The organism is Pseudomonas sp. GM102 (assembly GCF_000282555.1).
Taxonomy (GTDB): domain Bacteria; phylum Pseudomonadota; class Gammaproteobacteria; order Pseudomonadales; family Pseudomonadaceae; genus Aquipseudomonas.
On record NZ_AKJB01000065.1, the window covers coordinates 34,255 to 56,435 of the forward strand.

Annotated in this window: 21 protein-coding genes, 1 tRNA gene and 1 pseudogene; 8 read left to right on the plus strand and 15 right to left on the minus strand. The window is 57.8% G+C overall.

Annotated elements, in window-relative coordinates; all coding sequences use genetic code 11:
* Positions 1-28: 28 nt before the first annotated feature.
* The gene (locus PMI18_RS12375; protein ID WP_007902118.1) at positions 29-952 is read right to left on the minus strand and encodes a LysR family transcriptional regulator; all 924 of its coding nucleotides are present in this window, start codon (positions 950-952) and stop codon (positions 29-31) included.
* A 124-nt stretch (positions 953-1,076) separates the two neighbouring features.
* Here PMI18_RS12375 and PMI18_RS12370 point away from each other — a divergent pair, with 124 nt between their 5' ends.
* Positions 1,077-1,823 (plus strand): 3-oxoacyl-ACP reductase family protein, encoded by a 747-nt coding sequence (locus PMI18_RS12370; protein ID WP_033036554.1) that lies wholly within the window; start codon positions 1,077-1,079, stop codon positions 1,821-1,823.
* Between the two features lie 183 nt (positions 1,824-2,006).
* On the opposite strand, the gene PMI18_RS12365 is transcribed toward PMI18_RS12370, so the two are convergent.
* A complete protein-coding gene (locus PMI18_RS12365) occupies positions 2,007-2,702 on the minus strand; it encodes an HAD-IA family hydrolase (protein WP_007902125.1) in 696 nt (231 codons plus the stop codon).
* A gap of 263 nt (positions 2,703-2,965) precedes the next feature.
* Between PMI18_RS12365 and PMI18_RS12360 the strand changes: the two genes are divergently transcribed.
* Together PMI18_RS12360 and PMI18_RS12355 are read left to right on the plus strand one after the other, a co-directional pair.
* Complete coding sequence (locus PMI18_RS12360; RefSeq protein WP_007902127.1) at positions 2,966-7,834, plus strand: RHS repeat-associated core domain-containing protein; 4,869 nt, start codon at positions 2,966-2,968, stop codon at positions 7,832-7,834.
* Positions 7,835-7,836: 2 nt separating this feature from the next.
* Complete coding sequence (locus PMI18_RS12355; protein ID WP_007902129.1) at positions 7,837-8,241, plus strand: hypothetical protein; 405 nt, start codon at positions 7,837-7,839, stop codon at positions 8,239-8,241.
* Positions 8,242-8,395: 154 nt separating this feature from the next.
* Here PMI18_RS12355 and PMI18_RS30440 read toward each other — a convergent pair whose 3' ends face one another.
* The 8 genes and pseudogenes from PMI18_RS30440 to PMI18_RS0129605 all read right to left on the minus strand — a co-directional run bounded on the left by PMI18_RS30440 (position 8,396) and on the right by PMI18_RS0129605 (position 12,849).
* On the minus strand, positions 8,396-8,761 hold the full coding sequence (locus tag PMI18_RS30440) for a hypothetical protein (protein WP_007902130.1): 366 nt from the start codon (positions 8,759-8,761) through the stop codon (positions 8,396-8,398).
* A gap of 101 nt (positions 8,762-8,862) precedes the next feature.
* Positions 8,863-9,078: a hypothetical protein gene (locus tag PMI18_RS12350; protein ID WP_007902132.1), complete on the minus strand. Its 216-nt coding sequence runs from the start codon at positions 9,076-9,078 to the stop codon at positions 8,863-8,865.
* Between the two features lie 108 nt (positions 9,079-9,186).
* Entirely contained in the window at positions 9,187-9,357 is a 171-nt protein-coding gene (locus PMI18_RS31250; RefSeq protein WP_007902135.1) for a hypothetical protein, read from the minus strand.
* Positions 9,358-9,485: 128 nt separating this feature from the next.
* The gene (locus PMI18_RS12345) at positions 9,486-9,911 is read right to left on the minus strand and encodes a hypothetical protein (RefSeq protein ID WP_007902137.1); all 426 of its coding nucleotides are present in this window, start codon (positions 9,909-9,911) and stop codon (positions 9,486-9,488) included.
* 186 nt (positions 9,912-10,097) lie between these two features.
* Positions 10,098-10,463 carry a hypothetical protein gene (locus PMI18_RS12340; RefSeq protein ID WP_007902140.1) on the minus strand — a complete coding sequence of 122 codons (366 nt, stop codon included), beginning with the start codon at positions 10,461-10,463 and terminating at the stop codon, positions 10,098-10,100.
* A 350-nt stretch (positions 10,464-10,813) separates the two neighbouring features.
* The gene (locus PMI18_RS31565) at positions 10,814-11,008 is read right to left on the minus strand and encodes a hypothetical protein (RefSeq protein WP_007902142.1); all 195 of its coding nucleotides are present in this window, start codon (positions 11,006-11,008) and stop codon (positions 10,814-10,816) included.
* 146 nt (positions 11,009-11,154) lie between these two features.
* Positions 11,155-11,475 carry a YbjQ family protein gene (locus PMI18_RS12330; protein ID WP_007902143.1) on the minus strand — a complete coding sequence of 107 codons (321 nt, stop codon included), beginning with the start codon at positions 11,473-11,475 and terminating at the stop codon, positions 11,155-11,157.
* A gap of 93 nt (positions 11,476-11,568) precedes the next feature.
* Positions 11,569-12,849 (minus strand): annotated as a pseudogene (locus PMI18_RS0129605) (serine hydrolase domain-containing protein).
* A 377-nt stretch (positions 12,850-13,226) separates the two neighbouring features.
* Between PMI18_RS0129605 and PMI18_RS12325 the strand changes: the two are divergent.
* Entirely contained in the window at positions 13,227-13,568 is a 342-nt protein-coding gene (locus PMI18_RS12325) for a type II toxin-antitoxin system RelE/ParE family toxin (protein WP_007902150.1), read from the plus strand.
* Positions 13,569-13,578: 10 nt separating this feature from the next.
* The gene (locus PMI18_RS12320) at positions 13,579-13,881 is read left to right on the plus strand and encodes an XRE family transcriptional regulator (RefSeq protein WP_007902151.1); all 303 of its coding nucleotides are present in this window, start codon (positions 13,579-13,581) and stop codon (positions 13,879-13,881) included.
* A 57-nt stretch (positions 13,882-13,938) separates the two neighbouring features.
* Here PMI18_RS12320 and PMI18_RS12315 read toward each other — a convergent pair whose 3' ends face one another.
* Both PMI18_RS12315 and PMI18_RS12310 read right to left on the minus strand, forming a co-directional pair.
* Positions 13,939-14,121: a hypothetical protein gene (locus PMI18_RS12315; RefSeq protein ID WP_007902153.1), complete on the minus strand. Its 183-nt coding sequence runs from the start codon at positions 14,119-14,121 to the stop codon at positions 13,939-13,941.
* A 315-nt stretch (positions 14,122-14,436) separates the two neighbouring features.
* Positions 14,437-14,526: transfer RNA gene (locus PMI18_RS12310), tRNA-Ser, on the minus strand.
* A 308-nt stretch (positions 14,527-14,834) separates the two neighbouring features.
* Between PMI18_RS12310 and PMI18_RS12305 the strand changes: the two genes are divergently transcribed.
* The 3 genes from PMI18_RS12305 (at position 14,835) to PMI18_RS12295 (ending at position 17,581) form a co-directional block, all read left to right on the plus strand.
* Complete coding sequence (locus tag PMI18_RS12305) at positions 14,835-15,524, plus strand: crotonase/enoyl-CoA hydratase family protein (protein ID WP_007902156.1); 690 nt, start codon at positions 14,835-14,837, stop codon at positions 15,522-15,524.
* Positions 15,525-15,738: 214 nt separating this feature from the next.
* Complete coding sequence (locus PMI18_RS12300) at positions 15,739-16,461, plus strand: lysophospholipid acyltransferase family protein (RefSeq protein ID WP_007902158.1); 723 nt, start codon at positions 15,739-15,741, stop codon at positions 16,459-16,461.
* Positions 16,462-16,609: 148 nt separating this feature from the next.
* Positions 16,610-17,581 carry a magnesium and cobalt transport protein CorA gene (locus PMI18_RS12295; protein WP_007902160.1) on the plus strand — a complete coding sequence of 324 codons (972 nt, stop codon included), beginning with the start codon at positions 16,610-16,612 and terminating at the stop codon, positions 17,579-17,581.
* A 93-nt stretch (positions 17,582-17,674) separates the two neighbouring features.
* Here PMI18_RS12295 and PMI18_RS12290 read toward each other — a convergent pair whose 3' ends face one another.
* The 3 genes from PMI18_RS12290 to PMI18_RS12280 all read right to left on the minus strand — a co-directional run bounded on the left by PMI18_RS12290 (position 17,675) and on the right by PMI18_RS12280 (position 21,892).
* A complete protein-coding gene (locus PMI18_RS12290) occupies positions 17,675-18,409 on the minus strand; it encodes an amidotransferase (protein ID WP_007902162.1) in 735 nt (244 codons plus the stop codon).
* Between the two features lie 108 nt (positions 18,410-18,517).
* The gene (locus PMI18_RS12285; protein ID WP_007902164.1) at positions 18,518-20,662 is read right to left on the minus strand and encodes a 3-hydroxyacyl-CoA dehydrogenase NAD-binding domain-containing protein; all 2,145 of its coding nucleotides are present in this window, start codon (positions 20,660-20,662) and stop codon (positions 18,518-18,520) included.
* 24 nt (positions 20,663-20,686) lie between these two features.
* Positions 20,687-21,892: an acetyl-CoA C-acetyltransferase gene (locus PMI18_RS12280; protein WP_007902166.1), complete on the minus strand. Its 1,206-nt coding sequence runs from the start codon at positions 21,890-21,892 to the stop codon at positions 20,687-20,689.
* Between the last annotated feature and the right edge of the window lie 289 nt (positions 21,893-22,181).

Below are 22,181 nucleotides of genomic sequence, written 5' to 3' on the forward strand. Positions count from 1 at the left end.
ATGGCCACACCTCGGTCTTGAGCCAGGTTCATAGAGCACTAAACCGCTGCCCCAACCCCTGCTCTGCAAACTGCTCAATGATGAAATCGACAAACGCCCGGGTCTTGCCCGGCAGCAGTTTGTGTTCAGCGTAATAGATGGAGATGTTGCCGTCGTCGACGTACCAGTCGGGCAACACCCGCTGTAACGTCCCCGCATCCAGATAGCCCACGGCAAACGGCATGCTCACCAACGCAATGCCCAACCCCTGAGCCGCAGTGGCGCAGGCGGCTTCCGAATCGCTCATGGTCATCCGCGCCTTGAGCGTTAGCGGGCTGTGTTGCCGAGTGCGACTGGTCAACTGCCAGGAACGCACGCGCCCCGTCTGCGGCGAGCGTATCAAGATGCCATCGTGGTTTTTGAGGTCGTCAGGCTCGACGATCATCTCGCGCCCCGCGAGGTACTCGGCTGAAGCCACCAACACCCGATGGGCGGGCGTCAGCTTGCGCGCCACCACCCCTTGGGGCAGTTCGAATCCGCCACCAATCGCCGCATCGAAACCCTGGCCAATCAGGTCGACCTGGCGGTTGTCGAAATGCCAGTCCGGGTTGATCGCCGGAAAACGTCGCAGAAACTCCCCGAGCAACGGCACGATGTATAAGCGCCCGAACACCGTGCCCATGCTGACTTTCAATGTGCCGGCGGGACGTCCTTCGGCGCTGGCCAGGTTGGCCACGGCATTCTGGATCGTGTGCAGACTGGCGCTGACTTCGTCGAGAAACAGCTGGCCGGCCTCAGTCAGTGTCAGGCTACGCGTGCTGCGCTGGAACAGCCGCACACCCAGTCGCGCCTCCAGCTTGGCAACGCTCTTACCCACCGCCGCCGGCGTCAGGCTCAAGCGCCGCGCAGCTTCGGCGAAGCTGCCGACCTCGGCGCTACGCACAAAGCATTCGATACTGCTGAAGGTTTCCATAAGCGCCACTATAAACTTTTGGTTTACACAGACTATAGCAATGACGGTCTACCCGGAGCGTATTGCGAGGCCGATACTCGACTCCAACAACAAGGCAGCCCGCCTTGAATTTCTGGAGATCGACATGACCACTCAACACCTCAGCGGTAAAGTAGCTCTGATTCAAGGCGGTTCACGCGGCATCGGTGCTGCCATCGTCAAACGCCTGGCCGCCGAAGGCGCTACCGTCGCCTTCACTTACGTCAGCTCCACTGCCAAAGCCGAAGACCTGCAAAACAGCATCACCAGCGCCGGCGGCAAAGCCCTGGCCATCAAGGCCGACAGCGCCGATGCCGTCGCCATTCGCAGTGCCGTTAATGCCACCGTCGAAGCCTTCGGTCGCCTGGACATCCTGGTCAACAACGCAGGCGTTTTGGCCGTCGCAGCGCTGGAAGACTTCAAACTCGAAGACTTCGACCAGACCTTGGCCATCAACGTACGCAGCGTGTTTATCGCCACCCAGGAAGCGGCCAAACATATGACCGAAGGCGGCCGCATCATTAACATCGGCAGCACCAATGCCGAGCGCATGCCTTTCGCCGGTGGTGGCCCGTACGCCATGAGCAAATCGGCGCTGGTCGGCCTGACCAAAGGGTTGGCTCGCGACCTCGGCCCTCGGGGTATCACCATCAACAACGTGCAACCAGGCCCGGTCGACACCGACATGAACCCCGCCAGCGGCGACTTTGCTGAAAGCCTGATCCCGCTGATGGCAGTCGGTCGTTACGGAAAAGTGGAAGAAATCGCCAGCTTCGTCGCTTATCTTGTTGGTCCCGAAGCCGGCTACATCACCGGTGCCAGCCTGACCATCGACGGTGGTTTCGGCGCCTGATGCAGGTCACTGTGGGAGCGGGTTTATGTGGCGAGGGGGCTTGCCCCCGTCCGACTGCGAAGCAGTCGTAAAACAGGTAACCGCTTTCTAATTCAAGACCGCTGTGACTGGTTTCAGGGGTGCTTCGCGCCCCAACGGGGGCAAGCCCCCTCGCCACAAGCCCGCTCCCACATCAGATAGGTGTTAAGCCCACTCAAGTGCCGGCAGGCCACATGCGCTGGGCTTGAACGCCTTCAACGTACGAAGAATGCCATCGGCGTGTGCGTACTTTTCGTCGGCCATCGCCGCATCCGGGATCGCAATCGCCGTCATCCCCGCCGCTTTCGCTGCGGTGACGCCAAACGGTGAATCCTCGAACACCAGGCAATCCTCAGGCGCGACACCCAGGCGCCGCGCCGCCGTCAGGAAGATATCCGGCGCCGGTTTGGCCGCGCCCACTTCCGGGTCATCCGCGGTGACGATGAAGTCGAACAGCGCAAACCAGTCGCGGTGCAAGGTGGTTTTCTGGCCGAACGACTGACGTGAAGAACTGGTGCCCACCGCAATAGGAATGTTGTTGGCCTTCAAGTGCCGAACCAGCTCCTCTGCGCCAGGCATCGCCAGCGCCGTCGGAAAACGCTCGCGCATCAGCGGTTCGCGGATCACCAGAAACTCTTCGGCTGTAATCGGCAGGTCCAGCGCCTCGACCACATAGCGCGCCAGATCACCCGCGCCACGACCGATGATGTTCTGTTTGACGCTCCAGTCGAAGGTCCGGCCATAACGCCCGGCAATGATGGACGTGACCTCGGTGTAAATGCCCTCGGTGTCCAGCAACAAGCCGTCCATATCGAAAATCACGGCCTTGATCGGGCCGAACTCATCCAAGGGTGCATTCATCGCATCTGATCCGTTTTCTCATGACATCCCAGGAGCGGCTCAGGCACAACCGGGTCCGTGATGGATTAAAGGGTTCAGCAGCATAGCGAGCGCGGTTGGCAGAGAGCAACGGGCAATGCCTGGCGGATACAAAAAACTGTGTCGGGACGCCTGCGATCATTTAGCGATTTTCCCTACACCAAACACCTCCTTTCCCGACTTCTTTCCTCGTTGATCCCCCGCAAAGTCTTGCGCTCCAGATTAATCAGCGCGAGGGACTGCGAATGTTCGAACCCGACAAGGTCCTGGCCTTGAACAATGCCATCGGCCTGCTGGTGGTCGCCGCCATGAACCCCGAGCAGCCGAACGTCGAAGCGTTGCTCGGTGATTTTCGACTTTGCCTCAACGACTACGAGACTTGGGCGGAAAACTTCTGGACCGGTGGGGCGCTGAGTGTCGAGCAGGCATTCAAGGTCGGCAACGAAGTCCGGCTCAGCGCACCAAAGGACTCCACCGCCCCTGTCAGTTCGACGCTCGCCATGTGCCCCGCCAGCGGTCCGTTAACCCTGGTGCACCTGTTTGAGGCCGCGCGTTTCGTGCCGATCGGCAATACGCCGGTGATGCTCGAACCGGTTATCTCGCAGCGTAATGGTGAACTGACGTTCGGTGAGCCCGTCCACAAAACCATTGGTCCCAGCGGCATCCTCGAAATCCCCGAATGCTGGCGCGGCCAGCGTTATCGCATCACCTTCTTTCCCAATGTTTCCGTTGATCACGTCAAAGCGCTCTACGCCTCCTATCAAGGCGTGATCGGCGAGTTGGAAGGCTGGTTGCGCAATGAATGGACGAGTGAATTCCAGCCGTTGTGGGCAGAGTTTTCCGAGGCAGGGTTCACCCAGCGCTACGGCCTGCTGCAACAGGCCGACTGGCGCGGCTTCGAGCGTTCGCTGCTGGGTTTGTGGGATGAGGTGAAGCAGGTCTACGCCCTGCTGGCCGACCTGCAAACCAACAGCGAAAAACTCCTTGAGTACCTGACCCAAGGCGAGCTTGAGACGTTGCTGAATGCCTCGGCTGAAGCCATCGCCAATGTGTTGCTGATGTTGAGCGATGAACCGTTGATGTTCATCCATCTCGCGGCCTTTACCAGTTGGCTGAGGATGCTGCCGCCGCAGTACATCGCCGAAGTCGTGGCGCAAATTCGTACAGAACTGTTGATCAGTTTCCTGCTGGTGCGCCTCACCGGCCCTACGGGCCTGAAGCTCGGCATGAGCGCCAAAGTATTGGACAAAGTCCAGTCCCGGCAGGCTCGGCAGTGGTTGGCGGCGGCCAGTTTGCGGCTGGCCGAACTGACGGCCAAATCTGACCTGACAGCCCACGCAAGCGCGCTCAAGCCGCTCATGATCAGCGCGCGCAATGCACCACTGAAACCGGCACCGACGGTTCCATTACAGATCCGTGCCGGCGACTCTCCAGTTGTACAGGTGAACAATCCGGTTGCCATTGCTCGCGACAAGTCCAACGCCATGACCCGGCTGGGGCGACACGAACCTCACGACGATGAGCCGAGTCAGGCGAAAAACCCCAACGGCGACAGTGCCGATTGCGCGGCACTGACCTGCACCAACAACTGCCCGGTGTCGATGGTCACTGGCGAAGAACTGCTGACCCTGACCGACGGCTCGCTGGATGGGTTACTGCCGTTTGCTTTTACCCGGTTGTACCGCACCAGCGCGGTGGAGATTGATTGCGGACTGGGCTGGGGTTGGAGCCATTCGCTGGCACAGCGGTTGGAGCTGGACAATAAACAGGTCGTCTGGGTCGACCACGAAAACCGTCGTACGACGTTTCCGCTGCCGAGCGTCGAGCGCCCGGTGATCCACAACAGCCTCTCGCGGGCGGCGATTTACCTTGGAGGCGAACCGGAGGAGTTGATTCTCGCGCTGGCTGGCGAGACGAGCCGGTTCTACCACTTTCGAGGGGGGCGCTTAACGGCGATCAGCGACGCCTACAACAACCGCCTCCACATCACTCGTGACCGTCAGGATCGTATTCAACGCCTGGATAACGGCGCGGGCCGTTCGCTGCTGTTTTGCTATGAACGCAGGCACCTCGTCGCCATTGAATATCAGTCGTTTCATCCCACCGATGCCCCGGGTGAAGCCTGGCGTACAGAACAGACGCCGGTTTTCTATCGCTACGACGCCCGCCAACGCTTGATCGAAGCGACCAACGCCGCCGGTGAAAGCGAGCGTTACGACTACGACGACCAGCACGTGATCCTGCAGCGGCAACTGGCCGGTGGCGCAAGTTTCTTCTGGGAGTGGGAACGGTCCGGCAAGGCGGCGCGTTGCATCCGGCATTGGGCGTCGTTTTCGCAGATGGAGGCGCGCTACACCTGGGATGACCAAGGCAGTGTCACCGTCCAGAACATCGATGGCAGCGAAGAGGTTTACGTCCACGATGACCGGGCGCGGCTGGTGCGCAAGGTTGAGCTGAACGGTGGCGAACACCTCAAGGCCTATGACGAACAGGGCCGCTTGGTGGCCGAGCAGGATCCGCTCGGGGCAGTCACTGAATACCGTTATGACGGGGTCGGACGGTTGGTGGCGCTGACTCCGCCAGAAGACGAGCCCACATCCTACGAATACCGCAACGGCTTCCTGCATGCGCGCTATCACGGCAAAGCGGTGTGGAAATATCAGCGCAATGTTCAGGGTGACGTCACCGAAGCCACCGATCCGGATGGCCAGGTCACTCACTATCACCACGACACTCAGGGGCGTTTGCTGTCGATCCGCTTCCCGGATACCAGTCGACATGTGTTCGTCTGGAACGCCTTGGGGCAGTTGCTCGAAGAGACCTTGCCTGACGGTGGCCAGCGGCGCTTTTCCTACGATGCACTGGGCCGAAGGATTACCAGTCAGGACGAACACGGTGCCGTTACTCGTTACCAATGGGATGCCGTCGGTCGACTGGTTCAGACGACGCTGCCTACCGGCGCCACTCGCACCTTCAGTTACAACGCCTACGGCAAGATCACCGCCGAACGCGATGAGCTGGGCCGCGTCACCCGCTTTGAATACGCCGACGATTTGCACCTGGTCAGCCGCCGGATCAACCCCGACGGCACGCAACTGCGTTATCGCTACGACAACGCGCAGCTATTGCTCACGGACATCGAAAACGAATCCGGCGAACACTACCGTCTGGACTACACGCCCGGCGGCCTGATCCGACAGGAAACCGGCTTCGACGGTCGCCGCACCGCTTACACCTACGACCTCAACGGCCACCTGCAGGAGAAAACCGAGTTCGGCGATGACGACTCGCCACTGATCACCGGCTATCAGCGCGACTCGGCTGGACGTCTGTTGGTCAAGACCCTGCCCGATGGCGTCAAGGTCAAGTATCGCTACGACCGCCTCGGCCGACTGATCAGTGTCGACGACGGCCACGACCATCCGCTGGAATTTGAATACGACGTCCAGGACCGGCTGATCACCGAGCACCAAAGTTGGGGAACCTTGCGTTACCGCTACGACGCGTGCGGCCGACTCAACCACCTGCGCCTGCCGGACAACAGCAAACTCGATTATCACCACGCCAAGGGCGGCGCACTGACGGCCATCGACCTCAATGGCACACGCCTCACCAGCCACCAGTTTGCCTTCGGTCGCGAACAAAACCGCCAACAGGGTCTGCTGCTCAGCGAATACGCCTACGACGACCAGAGCCGGCTGAAGGCCCATGCCGTCAGCCAACATCAACATCCGCTATACCGTCGCGACTATGCCTACAGCGCCAACGGCAATCTCGACCACATCGCCGACACCCGCCACGGCCAGCGCAGTTACCAATACGACTCGCTCGACCGCCTGATCCGCGTCCGCCATTCCCGTGACCAATCGCCGGAAAGCTTCGCCCACGATCCGGCGGGCAACCTGTTGATGCAGGATCGTCCTGGCGTTGCGAAGGTGCTGGGTAATCGCCTGCTGATGCAAGGCGATCGACATTACGACTACGACGCCTTCGGCAACCTGATCCGCGAGCGTCGCGGCACCGCGCAAAAACTCGTCACCGAATACCACTACGACTGCCAGCACCGGCTGATCGGCGCCACCCTGCCCAATGGCAGCCAAGCCACTTACCGATACGACGCCTTCAGCCGCCGTATCAGCAAATCCGTCGATGGCAAAACAACCGAGTTCTTCTGGCAAGGCGACCACCTCGTCGCCGAACACAGCCAGGATCACCATCGAAGCTACATCTACGAACCCGGCACCTTCCGTCCACTGGCCATGCTCGACGGCAAAGGCCCACGTCAAGCCTGCCCGTTCTACTACCAACTCGACCACCTCGGCACACCCCAAGAACTCACCGACTACAGCGGTGACATCATCTGGGCCGCCCGATACACCGCCTATGGCCGCCTCACCCGCCTGAACCGCGACACCCACCAGGTCCTCGATCAACCGCTTCGCTTTCAAGGACAGTATTTCGACGCGGAAACCGGCCTGCATTACAACCGGCACCGGTACTACAATCCGGATGTCGGGCGGTACCTGACACCAGATCCGAGCAAGCTGGCGGGCGGGTTAAACGGTTATCAGTACACGCGCAATCCGGCGGGTTGGATTGATCCGTTGGGGTTGAGTGAGTGTCCAGGGGCGGATGGGTGTAAGAAACCGTCGTTTGGGGATGAGGATCCGGCGGGTAAGGTGGGGGTTGATGAGGGGGAGCCCGGAACCCCGAATCCAAAACAAGAGAACTATTATTTATACCGTGGTGACGACCGAGAACCATGGGAAATTTTTGAGGCAGGATTTGAACCCTTGGGAGACAGTACAGATCTGTATCTACATGCATCAGATAACAGAAGCCCTCCAAGTTATTTTGTCAGCACTACGACAAACGAAAAAGAGGCACAAAAATTTGCCACAGGCTACGGTCTTGCCGACGGCTATATATATGTTCTGAAAAACATTCACGGCATCGATGTAAATAAAGAATTGGGCATGATGTCACCGCATCGGCGTGAGGTTGAGATAGCAATCCCGGGAGGAATAAAAAATCACGACATCGTGGGCGCCACCCCCGTCTATGATGATGGTAGCTATAAGGGCTACTCAATTCCCAACCCTTTCAGGAAGTAACCATGAGTACAATAGAAATTTTAATAAACAATCATGGGGTCATAGAAAGGGCCACAATCGAATGCGACAGAAAAAAACCGACACTTACATTCACGATGCAAAGTGGTTTTAAAAAAATTTATACAGGCTATGACCTTTACGTATGCTTTGGCATGTTAAGAGCCGACTATACTGAGATAAAATTTCTGTGCAAAGGAGCCAAATTAAATGTTCATCCTTCACGAATGTCGTCCCAAATGTCTAGCGGTTTAGTCGCATACGAACTTAAACTTGGAGAACCTAGCGAAGAAGAGGACGTAGTACGAATTTTCGACTACGAAGACGAAAACATCACTAGCAATATTGAAGAGCAAAAAACCTTCTATAAAAACTGGATCGAGTCATTAATTATTACAAAGGAAAAATGACCTGAAAACAATACTTAATAAAACAACCACCAATATAGAATCATGAACTCACGCAAGACACCCATCGGGCAAAGCGTCAAGCAAAGAACGCCTGTGCAGAACATCCAAAGCCCAGCTCGACGCTGGGCTCAGTTGTACAGTAAAAAATACTGACTTAGCCACCAGAGCCACCGGTTTCACCTCCACTTCCTGCTCCACCAGCGGTCTCATTTATCTCAAAATCACCTGACTCTCCAGACCCACTTCCAGAACCACTCCCCATCGAACTTCCATCGCTCATCGACCCACTTCCCTCCCCCGGGCTGGTGCTACTCCCACTGGCATCACCACCATTCCCACCACCAATGGTGTCCGGTGGCGGCACATTCCCATCCGAGGCGCCCGCATTCATTTCCGAGTATGGCGGCATCCCGCCCTTGTCGACCGGCGCATCGCGGCCAGTAGATTGAGCAAACGCCGCCAATGAACTGATCGACAATAAGCCGACCACTGTCAGGGTCGTCAGTTTTGACCTGATCATGGCGCACCTCCTTTAAAGAGTGCTTTACCTGATGTCTGGCAGCGGTCGCTTTTTAAAGATGCCGCACAAACGACGAGCGGCGATGGATCGCTGCGCAGGTTTCAGCTCGGTTCTCCCGATAGATCGTCACCGGCAATGTCCGGGTCATCGGGATGGGCTTCCACGTCACCGCGCTTCACATCATCGGTGGGTACTTGCTCCACAGCGGTGTCGTCATCGTCGGGCGGGCGCTGGTCGCGACTCAGGGGATTGGTGGGGGAAGGCAGCGGATACTCGGGGGTATCGTCGATATCGGAGTCTTTTGGATCAGCGTTCATAATGCACCTCTCAATGGACCTGAAAAGCAGATCCTGACATTTCGAGGACAACACCCTAGACGCGGTTCGATCAGAGAGACGATCGGTCGGCCCCACCGCAAAGCACGATCACTCGTCGTCTTCCTCGTCGTATTCGTCGTACTCGCAATTGCCCACATCGCCTGCGTCATCGGCATCGTTGAGCGGCACCGTGGCGTCGTCCATCAGAGACCCCGGATCTTCGTTGCCAGGATCGTTGATCGGACCTTCATCTTCCATGCCTTCGGTTTCCGGAGTCATGACATGCCTCAAAACGTTCAGGGGTGTATGAAGTTCGAGGCGTTCTACAGGCAAACGTTCCAGAGTCCTGGTGACAGAAACGAAAAACCCGGCACTGGGCCGGGTTTCTACTGTCACTCGATATCGAGTTAGCGATGCTTGTACTTATTTTTATGCTTGTGTTTGTGGTTGCCGCCACCGGAATGCGAGCTGCCGCTGTCATTACCCAGGTTGCTGCCCACCGCGCCACCGGCTGCACCGCCCAGGCCCGCACCAATGGTCGAGCCGGTAGAGCCGCCCAGGCTATTGCCGATCACTGAGCCGCCCGCTGCGCCGATACCGCCGCCAACAGCCGCTTCTGTTCGACTGCCCTTGCGCGCACCGACCGCGCTGCCTGCCGCACCGCCGACGCCGGCACCCACCGCGGCCCCTGTGCTGCCGCCTAGTTGACCGCCGACCACGTTACCCAACGCGCCGCCAAGACCACCGCCCACTGCAGCGGTGCCGTCGCCGGCAGCCATCGCACCCTGAGCAATCAAAAGTCCTAAAACCACCGTGGACAATGTCAAACGCATGATATGAACCTCTAATTTCCGCATCGGGGGAAGATCGTGCCGCGGATAGGCATCAGTCTGGCATCTGCGTCTATTGAACAACAAAGCAAATACCGACTGTACGAGATTTGAGCCGCACTATGGAAAAACGTTCCAAAATGAAAAAGCCCGGCATCGAGCCGGGCTTTTTCAGCGGATCATTCAGGATCAGTGACCCTTTTTGGACAGATTGCTGCCCACGCCGCCGCCCAATGCACCACCCAGACCCGCGCCGATGGTGGAACCTGTCTTGCCGCCCAGGCTATTGCCGATCACCGAACCGCCCGCCGCGCCGACACCGCCGCCGATGGCCGCTTTGGTGCGGCTGCCTTTGCGTGCTGCAACAGCACTGCCGGCTGCGCCCGCTACGCCAGCACCAATCGCTGCACCTGTGCTGCCGCCCATTTTCTGGCCGACCACATTACCCAGTGCGCCACCCAGACCACCACCGAGCGCGGCAGTGCCATCACCGGCAGCCATCGCACCTTGAGCAACCAAAAGGCCCAGAACCAGAGCAGGCAGTGTCAAACGCATAACGAGAACCTCAAAAGAAGGGGGAAACCGAAAGGCCGGAGATTGAATGCTTTAGAGGAGGCAAAGTCCAGACACAAACACGGAACAACCTCGTCATTGGCGACGGTTGGACAGCATTTATGGAAAAGGTTTTATGACAGGCAAAAAAAAGCCCGCTGGGGAGACGGGCCAGGGTACTGCTTTCTAACGGATGAGCTGAGACTACGTTGGCAGGTGTGAAAAGATTGTGAAAAAAACCACTAGTGCTCGCAATGTTGTAGGACATTTCCCCGCACTGCCTCCGAGCACGCTTTTTTTCCCTTCAAAAACAAGAAACCCCGCTCAATGGCGGGGCTCATACGAGTCACTGTTTACTTCCGGGAAGGCGCACCCAGCTTGGGCATGAATTTCGATTTCGGCCCTCGAGTTCGAGGCACCGTAGATTTTATTTTGTTGATTTTGATACGGTCTTCACCGAAGCTCGGCACATAGTCCGTCTGACCACACTGCACGCAATTATTGATCGGAAACTCTGCCCCATCGTCTTCGATATACGGCTCAGCCATATCTTCGCTCCTCTCAAAACGGATCGATACCGGCAAGCCCTATTTGCCTGAAAAATATCGACCACCCAGGATTTTGAGACTAGTCGGTCATTCCCGGACTTGTGATTCAGATTGTTACGTGCCCGACGAATGGCCAGCGCGGCGTCCTACCTCAGCTTGACCGCCGTCCCGGTCACAAACACCACCACCATCCCACCCTTGCCGGCCGGCATGCTGATCTCATAATCGAGCCCTACCACTGCATCCGCTTGAAGCGCCCGCGCCCGCTCCTTGATCTCGTCGGTGGCCTGAATCCGCGCATCCTTCAATGCCCGCTCCAAAGTTTGAGAACGCCCGCCGAAAAAATCCCGCATGCCTGCGAACAGATCGCGGATCACGTTAACGCCCTGCACCGACTCAGCGCTGACGATGTCCAGGTAAGCAGTGATTTGCCGACCTTCGATGGTGTGGGTTGTGGTGGTGATCATGAGATTTCCTTCTTCATAGAGGCACGCATTATTCCCAAGTGTGGAGATGATGAAAACAAAAAGCCCGGCATCAGTCGGGCTTGGGATAACCACTCAAGGCAACGTGGACAGATACTGCGCCAACGCTTCAAACGCCGGCAACGTCACTGGATCGTTGGCCAAGTTACTGGCGACCGGATGCGATGCATAGCGAACAATCACCATCTCGGCCTTCGGGTCGATATAGATGCGTTGCCCATGAACGCCACGCGCCATGAATGCGCCACCCTCCTTGTTCGTCACCCACCACATCGAGCGATAGCTCCAGCCCTGCAGCAAGTCATAACCGGCCTTGGCGAAAACCTGCTTGTCGCCGCCACGACGGATGTCGTCAATCACTGCTTTGGGCACAATTTGCTAACCGTTGAACGAGCCATCGTTGCGCAGCATCTCGCCAAAGCGTGCGAGGTCTCGCAAGCCAGTGTTCAAACCGCCGCCAGCAAACGGAGTACCGGTGGAATCCACCGTGAAATAGGCATCCTGCTCCGCACCTAGACGACTCCAGATACGCTCCGACAACAACTGCGCAACGTTGCGGCCGGTAACTCGGGCGATGATCCAGCCCAATACGTCGGTATTGACAGTCTTGTAGCCAAACGCGCTGCCGTGTTCGCCTTGTAGTTGAACCGTCTGCAAAAAACCGTAGTAACTTCGCGGGCCGGTGTAGTCCTTCGGCTTGGGCAAAGGGCTGCCGGCTTTGGCATGAGCCCGGACCTCGGCGTTGGGGTCCGCATAGTCTTCGCTGTATTTGAGGCCGGTCGTCATATCCAGGACCTGGCGCACCGTGGCGCTGCCAAATGCGGATGCCGACAGTTCGGGGACGTAATCGGCGACACGCTTGTTCGCATCGATCTTCCCTTAAGCCACCAACATCGCCCCCAGCGTGCCGACCACGGACTTGGTCACCGACATTGCCGCGTGCTGGCCTTCAGGTTTCAGCACACTCAAGTAACGTTCGTACACAACCTTTCCACGGTGCAGCACCACAATTCCGTCGGTGTAAGTGGCCGCGAGGGATTGGTCCCAGGTCATCGACGCTTTCGTGCCAAGCGGCACGAAACCAATTGTGTCGATCTCTTTATCTAGCGCGGACAGCAATGGAGCCGGTGCACCAAGGCCTCGTGAGACGTTGATCGTTGGCATCAGCTGACGGAAGTTCGAGACACTCCAACGCATCGCCGGGAACTGGAAATAGCTGCCATCCTCGAAACGCACGGTGCGGTCGACGGGCGGTGGGGAGCCGACCATCCAGCCGAGTTTTTCCGGGTCGCTGGTGGCTGCGTCGGGGAAGGTTTCGGGAGTTGCTGCGGCGGCGAATGACGACATGACGCACATCAGCAGAGCCGTGATCGATTGGCTGAAACAAGGGGAAACGGCGCGAGGGTTGGGCATAGAGGTCGATTCCGTTCGAAGGAGTTTGGCAGTCTAACAGGTCGACGGAACTCGCCTGAAAACGGAGCGTTGGGGGCGGCTTGAAAAGGTCGTACCCGAAAAGGAGCCAAGTCCTACATATCGTTCGGAAGTTGCGCGCCGCGCGCGCATTGCTCTGGCTGAGGTGGGTTCATATAGTCTGAGCGTCGCCTAACACGCGAGAGTAAATCCTTGAACGCCGACTTTTTTATCTAAAACCATCTACTGATCGCAGACCTCTTTGCGGATCGAACGCTTAGCGGCAAATTTGCCTCATGCACCTATTTAGGTACATTATATTTATGACTGATCTTGTACCTGTGCTCAATGTCCGTTTCTTTCGCACGGACGCTGAAAATGAACCGGTGCGTGACTGGCTTGCTGATCTTCCCCGCAACCATAGAAGGATGGTCGGTACAGACATCAAAACCGTTCAGCTTGGTTGGCCCATCGGTATGCCGGTGGTAAGAAAGCTGGATGCCGGGCTCTGGGAAATCAGGATTGATCTTGGCGACTCCATCGCACGCATTATTTTTACAGTTGTTGGATCCGACATGGTGCTACTTCATGGCTTCATCAAAAAAAGCCAAAAAACACCCGCGCCCGACATGGCTACCGCCAAACAGCGCAAAGCACGACTATGAGGCACAAAAGATGAACAAGCATATCGGATCTGACTTCGATGACTTCCTTGCTGAGCAAGGTCTTGCCGAAGAGGTTTCTGCCGCAGCTCTCAAGCGAGTCATTTCCTGGCAAATTGCTGAGGCTATGAAGCTGCAGCGTGTCAGCAAGAAAACCCTTGCCGAGCGGATGCATACAAGCCGCACCGCAGTGGATCGGGCACTCGATCAAAATGACTCAGGCATGACATTGGCCACGCTGGCCAGCGCTGCCCGCGCACTTGGCCAGCGAGTAGAGGTTCGTTTGATTCCTGAGAGCGACGAATCTCGCGCATAAATCCAGTTCCTTGCCTGCATGTCAAAACGCCAGTTTCAATGCTCGAGTCCTGATGAACTAGAGAAGCTTGATCAACACCGCAGTAATAGTTGCCACCGTCACGATCAGGCCAGTTGCAACGCCTACCGGATACCAAAAAATTTCATAGGTCATCTTGTCAGCTTCGGCGTTCAGCTTGCGCTGTTCAGCCATCAGCTTGACGATTTCCACGTGAACCTTTTTCAGCTCGGCCTGTTTCATGGGGAATTTCCTGCATAACGTGCGCGCGTCCGTTACGGATAATGGGGCGCTTCTTGTCTGCTGCCCTTTGAGTCATTTTGCACCCTGAAGGCGCAAAACCAATACTCCTCACAGTGCGACTCATATGAAGTGCCAAAACCGATGAAAGCCCCAAACCATCTGGCTTTCCAGCATTGCTTCCCACCCGCCTAACAATCGCCCTACATCAATTTCGGAAAGCGCCTTCGCTGATACCGCCACGCATGAAATCCAGACACCAGAAACCACAAAACCCCTGACTTCTCTCGAAATCAGGGGTTTTGGTTACATCGAATTTGGCGGTGAAGGAGAGATTCGAACTCTCGATACAATTTCTTGTATACACACTTTCCAGGCGTGCTCCTTAAGCCACTCGGACACTTCACCGTATCTCGTCAAACATGTTCTGTCTGTCGAGGCGCGCTAATGTAGTCGAAAGCTTTTCTGATGGCAAACTTTTTTTGCAGAATTTTCATGCGGTTAGCGATTTAGTCGTTCCGGCGAGTGCCGTGCCATGGCAAACCCGCCAATCTCCGGCTTCGCACCCTCTTCTATATAGAGGGGAATGCACGGCTGGCGTGGCAGGCAGCGCTTGCCGGGCGAGGAAAAGGGTGACCGGGTGGTCAGTCATGGCGCTTTACCTGGCCTACGGCGGTGGGTAACGTCTGCCTTACTTTATTAGAAGGATTGGCGTCATGAGTGAGTTGATTTCTTACCATCTCGAAGACGGTATCGCGACCCTGACCTTGAGCAATGGCAAGGTCAATGCCATCTCGCCGGATGTGATTGTCGCGTTTAACGCTGCGCTGGATCGGGCGGTGGAAGATCGGGCGGTGGTGATCATTACCAGTCAGCCGGGGATTTTTTCGGGCGGTTACGACTTGAAGGTGATGACGGCCGGCCCTGACGAGGCCAGAGCACTAGTGGCAGCCGGTTCGACATTGGCCCGTCGCCTGCTGTCGCACCCGTACCCGGTGGTCGTGGCGTGCCCTGGGCATGCGGTGGCCAAGGGTGCGTTTATTCTGTTGTCGGCTGACTACCGCATTGGTGTCGATGGCCCGTTTAGCATTGGCTTGAACGAAGTGCAGATCGGTATGACCATGCACCACGCCGGTATTGAGCTGGCGCGTGATCGTCTGCGCAAGTCGGCGTTTCATCGTGCAGTGATCAATGCCGAGATGTTCAATCCGCAGAGTGCTGTGGATGCCGGCTTCCTTGATGTGGTGGTGTCGGCCGAAGAGCTGCAAGGCGCAGCGCTGGCGGCGGCTCGTCAGTTGAAGAAGCTCAACATGATCGCCCACAAGAACACCAAGCTGAAAGTGCGCAAGGCGCTGTTGGAGACGCTGGACAACGCGATCATCCTGGATCAGGAGCATATGGGTTAAGCCCGAACGCGTTACACCGAAAAGCCCGACCGTCGTGTCGGGCATTTTCTTACGTGTATGGTTTAAAACCTTACAACCGCTCTAGACCGCCTCTGACCCATAAGTCGGAAACATGCGCTCAAACATCGGTTATCTCCCACTTCTATAGCGGCAATTGCCGAAAATAGTGCACATCCGTACACTGCGCCACCTTTTGTCCCGGTGGGCCCTTTAAATGCTGTTTGTGTTTCGTATGTTATTGATGGGCTTGCACTTTATTCTGGCTGGCGTGCTTGGAGTATTCCTCGGTCTATGCCGGCCGTTTAATCCGGACAACAGCCGTTTATGCGCGCGTCTGTATGCGTGGCCGGCGATGTGCATTTTGCGTTTGCGGGTGAAAGCAGACGTCGGGCCGTTGATGGATAAGCCTGACAGCTGCGTGATCATTGCTAACCACCAGTCCAACTACGACCTGTTTGTGTTCGGCAACGTGGTGCCCCGCCGTACCGTGTGCATTGGCAAGAAGAGCCTGAAGTGGGTGCCTTTGTTCGGGCAGTTGTTCTGGCTGGCCGGCAATGTGTTGATTGACCGCGGCAATGCGCACAAGGCACGCCAGTCGATGCTGACCACGACTCGCACCTTGCAGCATGAAGACACCTCGATCTGGGTCTTCCCGGAAGGCACCCGTAACCTCGGTGAAGAGCTCCTGCCGTTCAAGAAAGGCGCGTTCCAGATGGCAATTGCCGCCGGGGTACCGATCGTGCCGGTGTGTGTCAGCAGTTACGTCAAACACATGCGTTTGAACCGCTGGCGCAGTGGGAAGATTCTGATCCGTTCGCTGCCGGCGATTCCTACGGCTGGATTGAGCCTGGATGACATGCCCATGCTGATTGCCCAGTGCCGTGAGCAGATGCGCGAGTGCATCGACTCGATGGATCGGCAACTGCAAGCTGCCTGAAAGAAACCCGCCCTGTGCGGGTTTCTTTTGCCTGCGAACTCTACGGATTTTGCTGACTCTCAAGCAGCAGACAAGGTTAAGCTGAATCCTGACTGGCACCGCCAGTCTTTACCAATAGAAAGCAGCTAATAAGAAGTGAATCACCATCATGGGTAGAGTCGTTGCTGCTGCGGTTTACAGCGCCGGTAAAAAAGTCACCAATATCACCCTCGACGAAGGCGCTGCCTGGGCTGCCAAGCCTGGCCACTTTGTGTGGATTGGCCTCGAAGAACCGAACGCCCAGGAGCTGTTCAACCTGCAACGCCAGTTCAACCTGCACGAACTGGCCATCGAAGATGCCCTGGAAAAACACAGCCGACCGAAACTGGAGACGTTCGGCGACGCGCTGTTTATCGTGACGTATTCGCCGGTCCGCAAGGAAGGAAAACTGGAGTTCATCGAGACTCATATCTTCGCCGGAAAAGGCTACATCATTACCGCACGCAATGGTCATTCAGCGTCCTACGCCTATGTCCGACAGCGTTGTGAGGCGCGGCCGCTGCTGCTGGAGCACGGGGAAGATTTCGTACTCTATGCCATCCTCGACTTCGTGATTGAAAACTATCAGCCCGTGGGTGAAGCGATCCATGCCGAGATCGATGAGCTGGAACACAACGTCATGCGCAGCTCCTTGAACGAGCATGACATCCAGAAACTCCACAGCCTGCGCCGCGATGTATTGCGCTTGCGCCGGTATGCGGCACCGATGGTGGAGATCGGTGAGGAACTGCAAAAGCTGAGTTTTCCGTTCATCGACAAGAACATGCGCCCGTATTTCCGTGATGTGCAGATTCATGTCACGCGGCAGATGGAAGACCTGACGACCCTGGCGGACATTGCCAGCCAGACCATCGAGGTCGGGGTATTGCTGGAGGCGTCACGCCAGAGTGTGGTGCAGCGCAAGTTTGCAGCGTGGGCGGCGATTCTGGCGTTCCCGACGGCGGTGGCCGGGATCTACGGGATGAACTTCGAGAACATGCCGGAGTTGAGTTGGCATTACGGGTATTTCGGGGTATTGGGATTTATCACCGTTGGGTGCGTCGGTTTGTGGACGAGCTTCAAGCGGTCGGGGTGGTTGTAGTCGAGACCGAGGCGTCTGCGCAGTTCGCGGGCAAGCCTCGCTCCTACAAGAGCACCGAACCCCCTGTAGGAGCGAGGCTTGCCCGCGAAGCTTTCAAGGCTTAACCGACTCACCCTCAGGCTTATGCGCCACAAACCGCATCATCCACTCTGCGACGGTAGTGCCGTGATGCTCGTGTTCAAGACTGGCCATACCTTTCGAATAAATCTGCTCGCCCAGCGCTTCCTGACGAATATCCAGCAACGCCCGTGAGTAATCGTGAATGAACTCCGGATGCCCCTGGAAGCACAGCACTTGATCGTTGATGTGGTACGCGGCGAACGGGCAGAAATCACTCGAAGCAATCACCGTGGCGTTTTCCGGGAGCGCGGTGACCTGATCCTGATGGCTGATCAGCAGCGTCAGTTCTTCCCTCACCGGGCTCATCCACGGCGCCTTGGCAGCGAGTTTGTATTTGTGGGTGCCGACACCCCAGCCTTGGGTCGCCCGCTCGCTCTTGCCACCCAACAGCAGCGCCAGCAGTTGATGGCCGAAGCACACGCCCAGCAGTTTGTCGCCGCGCTCATAACGTTTCAGCAGGTACGTCTTGAGGGTTTGAATCCACGGGTCGGTGCCGAAGGAATCGGCCTTGCTGCCGGTAACCAGATACGCATCAAAGGTCAGGTCATCGCTGGGATAATCGCCCTGCATCACGTTGTACACGGTGAACTCGGCAGCGATGGGTTGCTGCGAAAACAGACGCTGGAACATCTGCCCGTAACCCTGATATTGATCGACCAGTTCCGGACGCAGGATGTCGGTTTCCAGAATGCAGATGCGTAACGACATAAAAAATACCTGACACGTGAAGGGAATAATGCACACCCCCAGAGCCTGCCTTGAAACACGGTGGCAAGGCAAGCCCCGGAACGCGTCATCGGTCCCTTAGAACGCCCCTTAAAACAACGCGTCTTTGGCGGCTTTCTCCAGCAGCAGTGCAGGTGGAGTGAAGCGCTCGCCGTACTGCTCGGCCAGGTATTGGGCGCGGGCGACAAAGTCTTTCACGCCGTACTGATTGATGAACTGCAGCGCACCGCCGGTCCAGGCTGCGAAGCCGATGCCGAAGATCGAACCGACGTTGGCATCCGCCGTCGAGGTCAGCACGCCCTCTTCCATACAGCGCACGGTTTCGATGGCTTGTACGAACAGCAGTCGATCGCGTATGTCCTGCGGTGAAATCTGCCCATCGGCTTTCTCGAAACGGCTTTTCAGCTCTGGCCACAAATGCTTCTGCCCTGTGGCCGGGTAATCGTAGAAACCACCTCCAGCGGCCTTGCCCGGACGCTTGAACTCCTTGAGCAACAAGTCAATCACGGCGAATGCCGGGTGCTCAATCAGGGTTTTCCCTTCTGCTCGCAGGTCTTTCGCTGTTTGCTCGCGGATATGGCTCATGAGGCTGAGGGAAACTTCGTCGGAGATCGCCAGAGGTCCGACGGGCATACCGGCCTTGCGCGCTTCGGTCTCGATCATCGGCGCGCTCACGCCTTCGCCGAGCATGGCGATGCCTTCGTTGGTGAAGGTGCCGAACACCCGCGAGGTAAAGAAGCCGCGACTGTCGTTGACCACAATCGGCGTTTTCTTGATTTGCAGGACGAAATCGAAACCGCGAGCCAGGGTTTCGTCGCTGGTATGGACGCCCTTGATGATTTCCACCAACGGCATTTTCTCCACGGGACTGAAGAAATGCAGGCCGATGAATTTCGTCTGGTCCGGCACGGCAGTGGCCAAACCGCTGATCGGCAAGGTCGAGGTGTTGGAGGCGATAACCGCGTCCGGGCCGACGACGGTTTGCGCGGCTGATGAGACCTTGGCCTTCAGTTCGCGATCTTCAAACACCGCTTCAATGATCAAATCGCAACCGGCCAGATCCGCATCGTTTTCGGTGGCATGGATTCGCGCCAAAATATCCTCGCGCTGCTCACGAGTTAACTGACCACGCGCAACTTTCTTGTCCAGCAACGTCGCCGAGTGGGCCTTGCCCTTCTCTGCCGCGGCGAGGTTGATGTCTTTGAGCACCACGTCGATGCCGGCTGATGCGCTGACAAACGCGATGCCCGCGCCCATCATCCCGGCGCCGAGCACGCCGACTTTCTTCGTCACGCAAGGCGCTATGCCTTGGGGCCGCGAGCCGCCGGCATTGATTTCATTGAGCTGGAACCAGAACGTGCCAATGAGGTTTTTCGACACCTGGCCGGTGGTCAGCTCGGTGAAGTAGCGGGTTTCGATCAGGTGCGCGGTGTCGAAATCCACTTGAGCGCCTTCCACCGCAGCACAGAGGATTTTCTCCGGCGCGGGCAGGCAGCCCTGGGTTTTGCTGCGCAGAATCGATGGCGTGATAGCAAGCATCGGCGCGAGCTTGGGATCCGACGGCGTGCCGCCAGGAATCTGATAACCCTTCACGTCCCAGCGCTGCACAGCGTCCGGGTGATCGACAATCCACGCCCGCGCCTTGGCCATCAGTTCATCGCGATCGGCGGCCAACTCGTCGATCAACCGCGCCTGCAACGCCTGTTGCGGGCGGATTTTCTTGCCTTCAAGCAGATACGGCAGGGCTTTTTCAATGCCCAGCATACGGACCATGCGCACCACCCCGCCGCCGCCCGGCAACAGGCCGAGGGTGACTTCCGGCAGGCCAAGCAGCACCGACGGATTGTCGAGCGCCACCCGGTGATGGCACGCCAGACAGATTTCCCAACCACCGCCAAGTGCCGCGCCGTTAATGGCGGCGACCACCGGTTTTCCGAGGGTTTCCAGGGTGCGCAGTTGACCCTTGAGGATCAGCACCATGTCGTAAAAGGCTTTGGCTTCGGGTTTGCCGACTTTGATCAGTTCATTGAGGTCGCCGCCGGCGAAGAAGGTTTTCTTGGCCGAAGTGATGATGACGCCGGCAATGGCGTCCTTTTCAGCGACCAATCGGGCGACGCAGGTGGCCATGGCGTCGCGGTAGACCGCGTTCATGGTGTTGGCACTCTGGCCCGGCATATCGATGGTCAGGACAACGATTTGATCCTGGCCCTTTTCGTAACGGATGGCTTGGGTCATGGCAATGTTCCTTGAAGTCAGGGCTCAGAGGCGTTCGATGATGGTGGCAATGCCCATGCCGCCGCCGACACACAATGTCGCCAGGCCATAGCGCAGACGCCGGGCTTCCAGTTCATCGAGCAGCGTGCCGAGAATCGCGCAGCCGGTGGCGCCGAGCGGGTGGCCCATGGCGATGGAGCCGCCGTTGACGTTGACCTTGTCCGGGTCGATGGCCATGTCCTTGATGAACTTGAGCACCACCGAGGCGAACGCCTCGTTGACTTCGAACAGGTCGATGTCTTCGACCCGTAGCCCGGCCTTGGCCAGCGCCTTGCGGGTCGCCGGCGCGGGGCCGGTGAGCATGATGGTCGGATCGGTGCTGGTGACCGCCGTGGCAACGATTCGCGCTCGCGGCTGCAAGCCCAGCGCCCGGCCCTTCGCTTCGGAGCCGATCAGCATCAGCGCCGCGCCATCGACGATCCCGGAGCTGTTGCCCGGCGTGTGCACGTGGTTGATCCGCTCGACCTGGCTGTAAACCCGCAATGCGGTGGCGTCGAAGCCCATTTGCCCGATCATTTCGAAGCTCGGCTTGAGCTTGCCCAGGCCTTCCATCGTTGAGTCGGCACGAATGAACTCATCGTGATCGAGCAGGATGATGCCGTTCTGGTCCTGCACCGGCACCAGCGACTTGTTGAATGAACCATTCGCCCGCGCCCGCGCCGCCTTCTGCTGCGAGTGCAACGCGAAGGCATCGACGTCCTGACGGCTGAAACCTTCAATCGTGGCGATCAGGTCCGCACCCACGCCCTGGGGCGTGAAGTGGTTGTGCAAATTGGTTTCCGGGTCCAGCGCCCAAGCCCCGCCATCGCTGCCCATGGGCACGCGGGACATCGACTCGACGCCACCGACCACCACCAGGTCTTCGAAGCCGGAACGCACTTTCATCGCACCGAGGTTCACCGCTTCCAGACCCGACGCGCAGAAGCGATTGAGCTGCATGCCGGCCACGCTGACGTCCCAATCGGCTACCTGCGTGGCGGTCTTGGCGATGTCGGAGCCCTGATCGCCGATGGGCGTCACGCAGCCGAGCACCACGTCATCGACCTGACTGGTGTCCAGGGACGTGCGCTGCTGCAGCGCCGTCAACAATCCGGCCACCAGATTCACTGGCTTGACGCTGTGCAAGGCGCCATTGGCCTTGCCTTTACCACGGGGCGTGCGTAACGCGTCGAATATCAAAGCCTGGGTCATGACGTCCTCGAAACCTGATGGTGAATGAAGATCAAAAGATCGCAGCCTTCGGCGGCTCCTGCAGGAGTCCCGTGTGACCCTGATCTTTATGCCCTCACCTTATGCCGAGCAGCCGTGGATTCAATGACCACAGCGCTCATTGGCGTTGACGGTCACGCTCAGACGAACGGTAGTCTGCTATCGGATAAACCGATTCCCGTCACCAAGCTGTCTAGCAAACGGGCGCCCAAGAAGCTGGCCATAAGCCTCATGCCTTTTTAAAAGCGATGAGTGCTCAGCACATACGAAA

What these genes read in the sequence shown, in the direction of transcription:
- PMI18_RS12375 (WP_007902118.1), bottom strand. Translation starts at nt 952, where the DNA reads ATGGAAACCTTCAGCAGTATCGAATGCTTTGTGCGTAGCGCCGAGGTC.
- PMI18_RS12370 (WP_033036554.1), top strand. Translation starts at nt 1,077, where the DNA reads ATGACCACTCAACACCTCAGCGGTAAAGTAGCTCTGATTCAAGGCGGT.
- PMI18_RS12365 (WP_007902125.1), bottom strand. Translation starts at nt 2,702, where the DNA reads ATGAATGCACCCTTGGATGAGTTCGGCCCGATCAAGGCCGTGATTTTC.
- PMI18_RS12360 (WP_007902127.1), top strand. Translation starts at nt 2,966, where the DNA reads ATGTTCGAACCCGACAAGGTCCTGGCCTTGAACAATGCCATCGGCCTG.
- PMI18_RS12355 (WP_007902129.1), top strand. Translation starts at nt 7,837, where the DNA reads ATGAGTACAATAGAAATTTTAATAAACAATCATGGGGTCATAGAAAGG.
- PMI18_RS30440 (WP_007902130.1), bottom strand. Translation starts at nt 8,761, where the DNA reads ATGATCAGGTCAAAACTGACGACCCTGACAGTGGTCGGCTTATTGTCG.
- PMI18_RS12350 (WP_007902132.1), bottom strand. Translation starts at nt 9,078, where the DNA reads ATGAACGCTGATCCAAAAGACTCCGATATCGACGATACCCCCGAGTAT.
- PMI18_RS31250 (WP_007902135.1), bottom strand. Translation starts at nt 9,357, where the DNA reads ATGACTCCGGAAACCGAAGGCATGGAAGATGAAGGTCCGATCAACGAT.
- PMI18_RS12345 (WP_007902137.1), bottom strand. Translation starts at nt 9,911, where the DNA reads ATGCGTTTGACATTGTCCACGGTGGTTTTAGGACTTTTGATTGCTCAG.
- PMI18_RS12340 (WP_007902140.1), bottom strand. Translation starts at nt 10,463, where the DNA reads ATGCGTTTGACACTGCCTGCTCTGGTTCTGGGCCTTTTGGTTGCTCAA.
- PMI18_RS31565 (WP_007902142.1), bottom strand. Translation starts at nt 11,008, where the DNA reads ATGGCTGAGCCGTATATCGAAGACGATGGGGCAGAGTTTCCGATCAAT.
- PMI18_RS12330 (WP_007902143.1), bottom strand. Translation starts at nt 11,475, where the DNA reads ATGATCACCACCACAACCCACACCATCGAAGGTCGGCAAATCACTGCT.
- PMI18_RS12325 (WP_007902150.1), top strand. Translation starts at nt 13,227, where the DNA reads ATGACTGATCTTGTACCTGTGCTCAATGTCCGTTTCTTTCGCACGGAC.
- PMI18_RS12320 (WP_007902151.1), top strand. Translation starts at nt 13,579, where the DNA reads ATGAACAAGCATATCGGATCTGACTTCGATGACTTCCTTGCTGAGCAA.
- PMI18_RS12315 (WP_007902153.1), bottom strand. Translation starts at nt 14,121, where the DNA reads ATGAAACAGGCCGAGCTGAAAAAGGTTCACGTGGAAATCGTCAAGCTG.
- PMI18_RS12305 (WP_007902156.1), top strand. Translation starts at nt 14,835, where the DNA reads ATGAGTGAGTTGATTTCTTACCATCTCGAAGACGGTATCGCGACCCTG.
- PMI18_RS12300 (WP_007902158.1), top strand. Translation starts at nt 15,739, where the DNA reads ATGCTGTTTGTGTTTCGTATGTTATTGATGGGCTTGCACTTTATTCTG.
- PMI18_RS12295 (WP_007902160.1), top strand. Translation starts at nt 16,610, where the DNA reads ATGGGTAGAGTCGTTGCTGCTGCGGTTTACAGCGCCGGTAAAAAAGTC.
- PMI18_RS12290 (WP_007902162.1), bottom strand. Translation starts at nt 18,409, where the DNA reads ATGTCGTTACGCATCTGCATTCTGGAAACCGACATCCTGCGTCCGGAA.
- PMI18_RS12285 (WP_007902164.1), bottom strand. Translation starts at nt 20,662, where the DNA reads ATGACCCAAGCCATCCGTTACGAAAAGGGCCAGGATCAAATCGTTGTC.
- PMI18_RS12280 (WP_007902166.1), bottom strand. Translation starts at nt 21,892, where the DNA reads ATGACCCAGGCTTTGATATTCGACGCGTTACGCACGCCCCGTGGTAAA.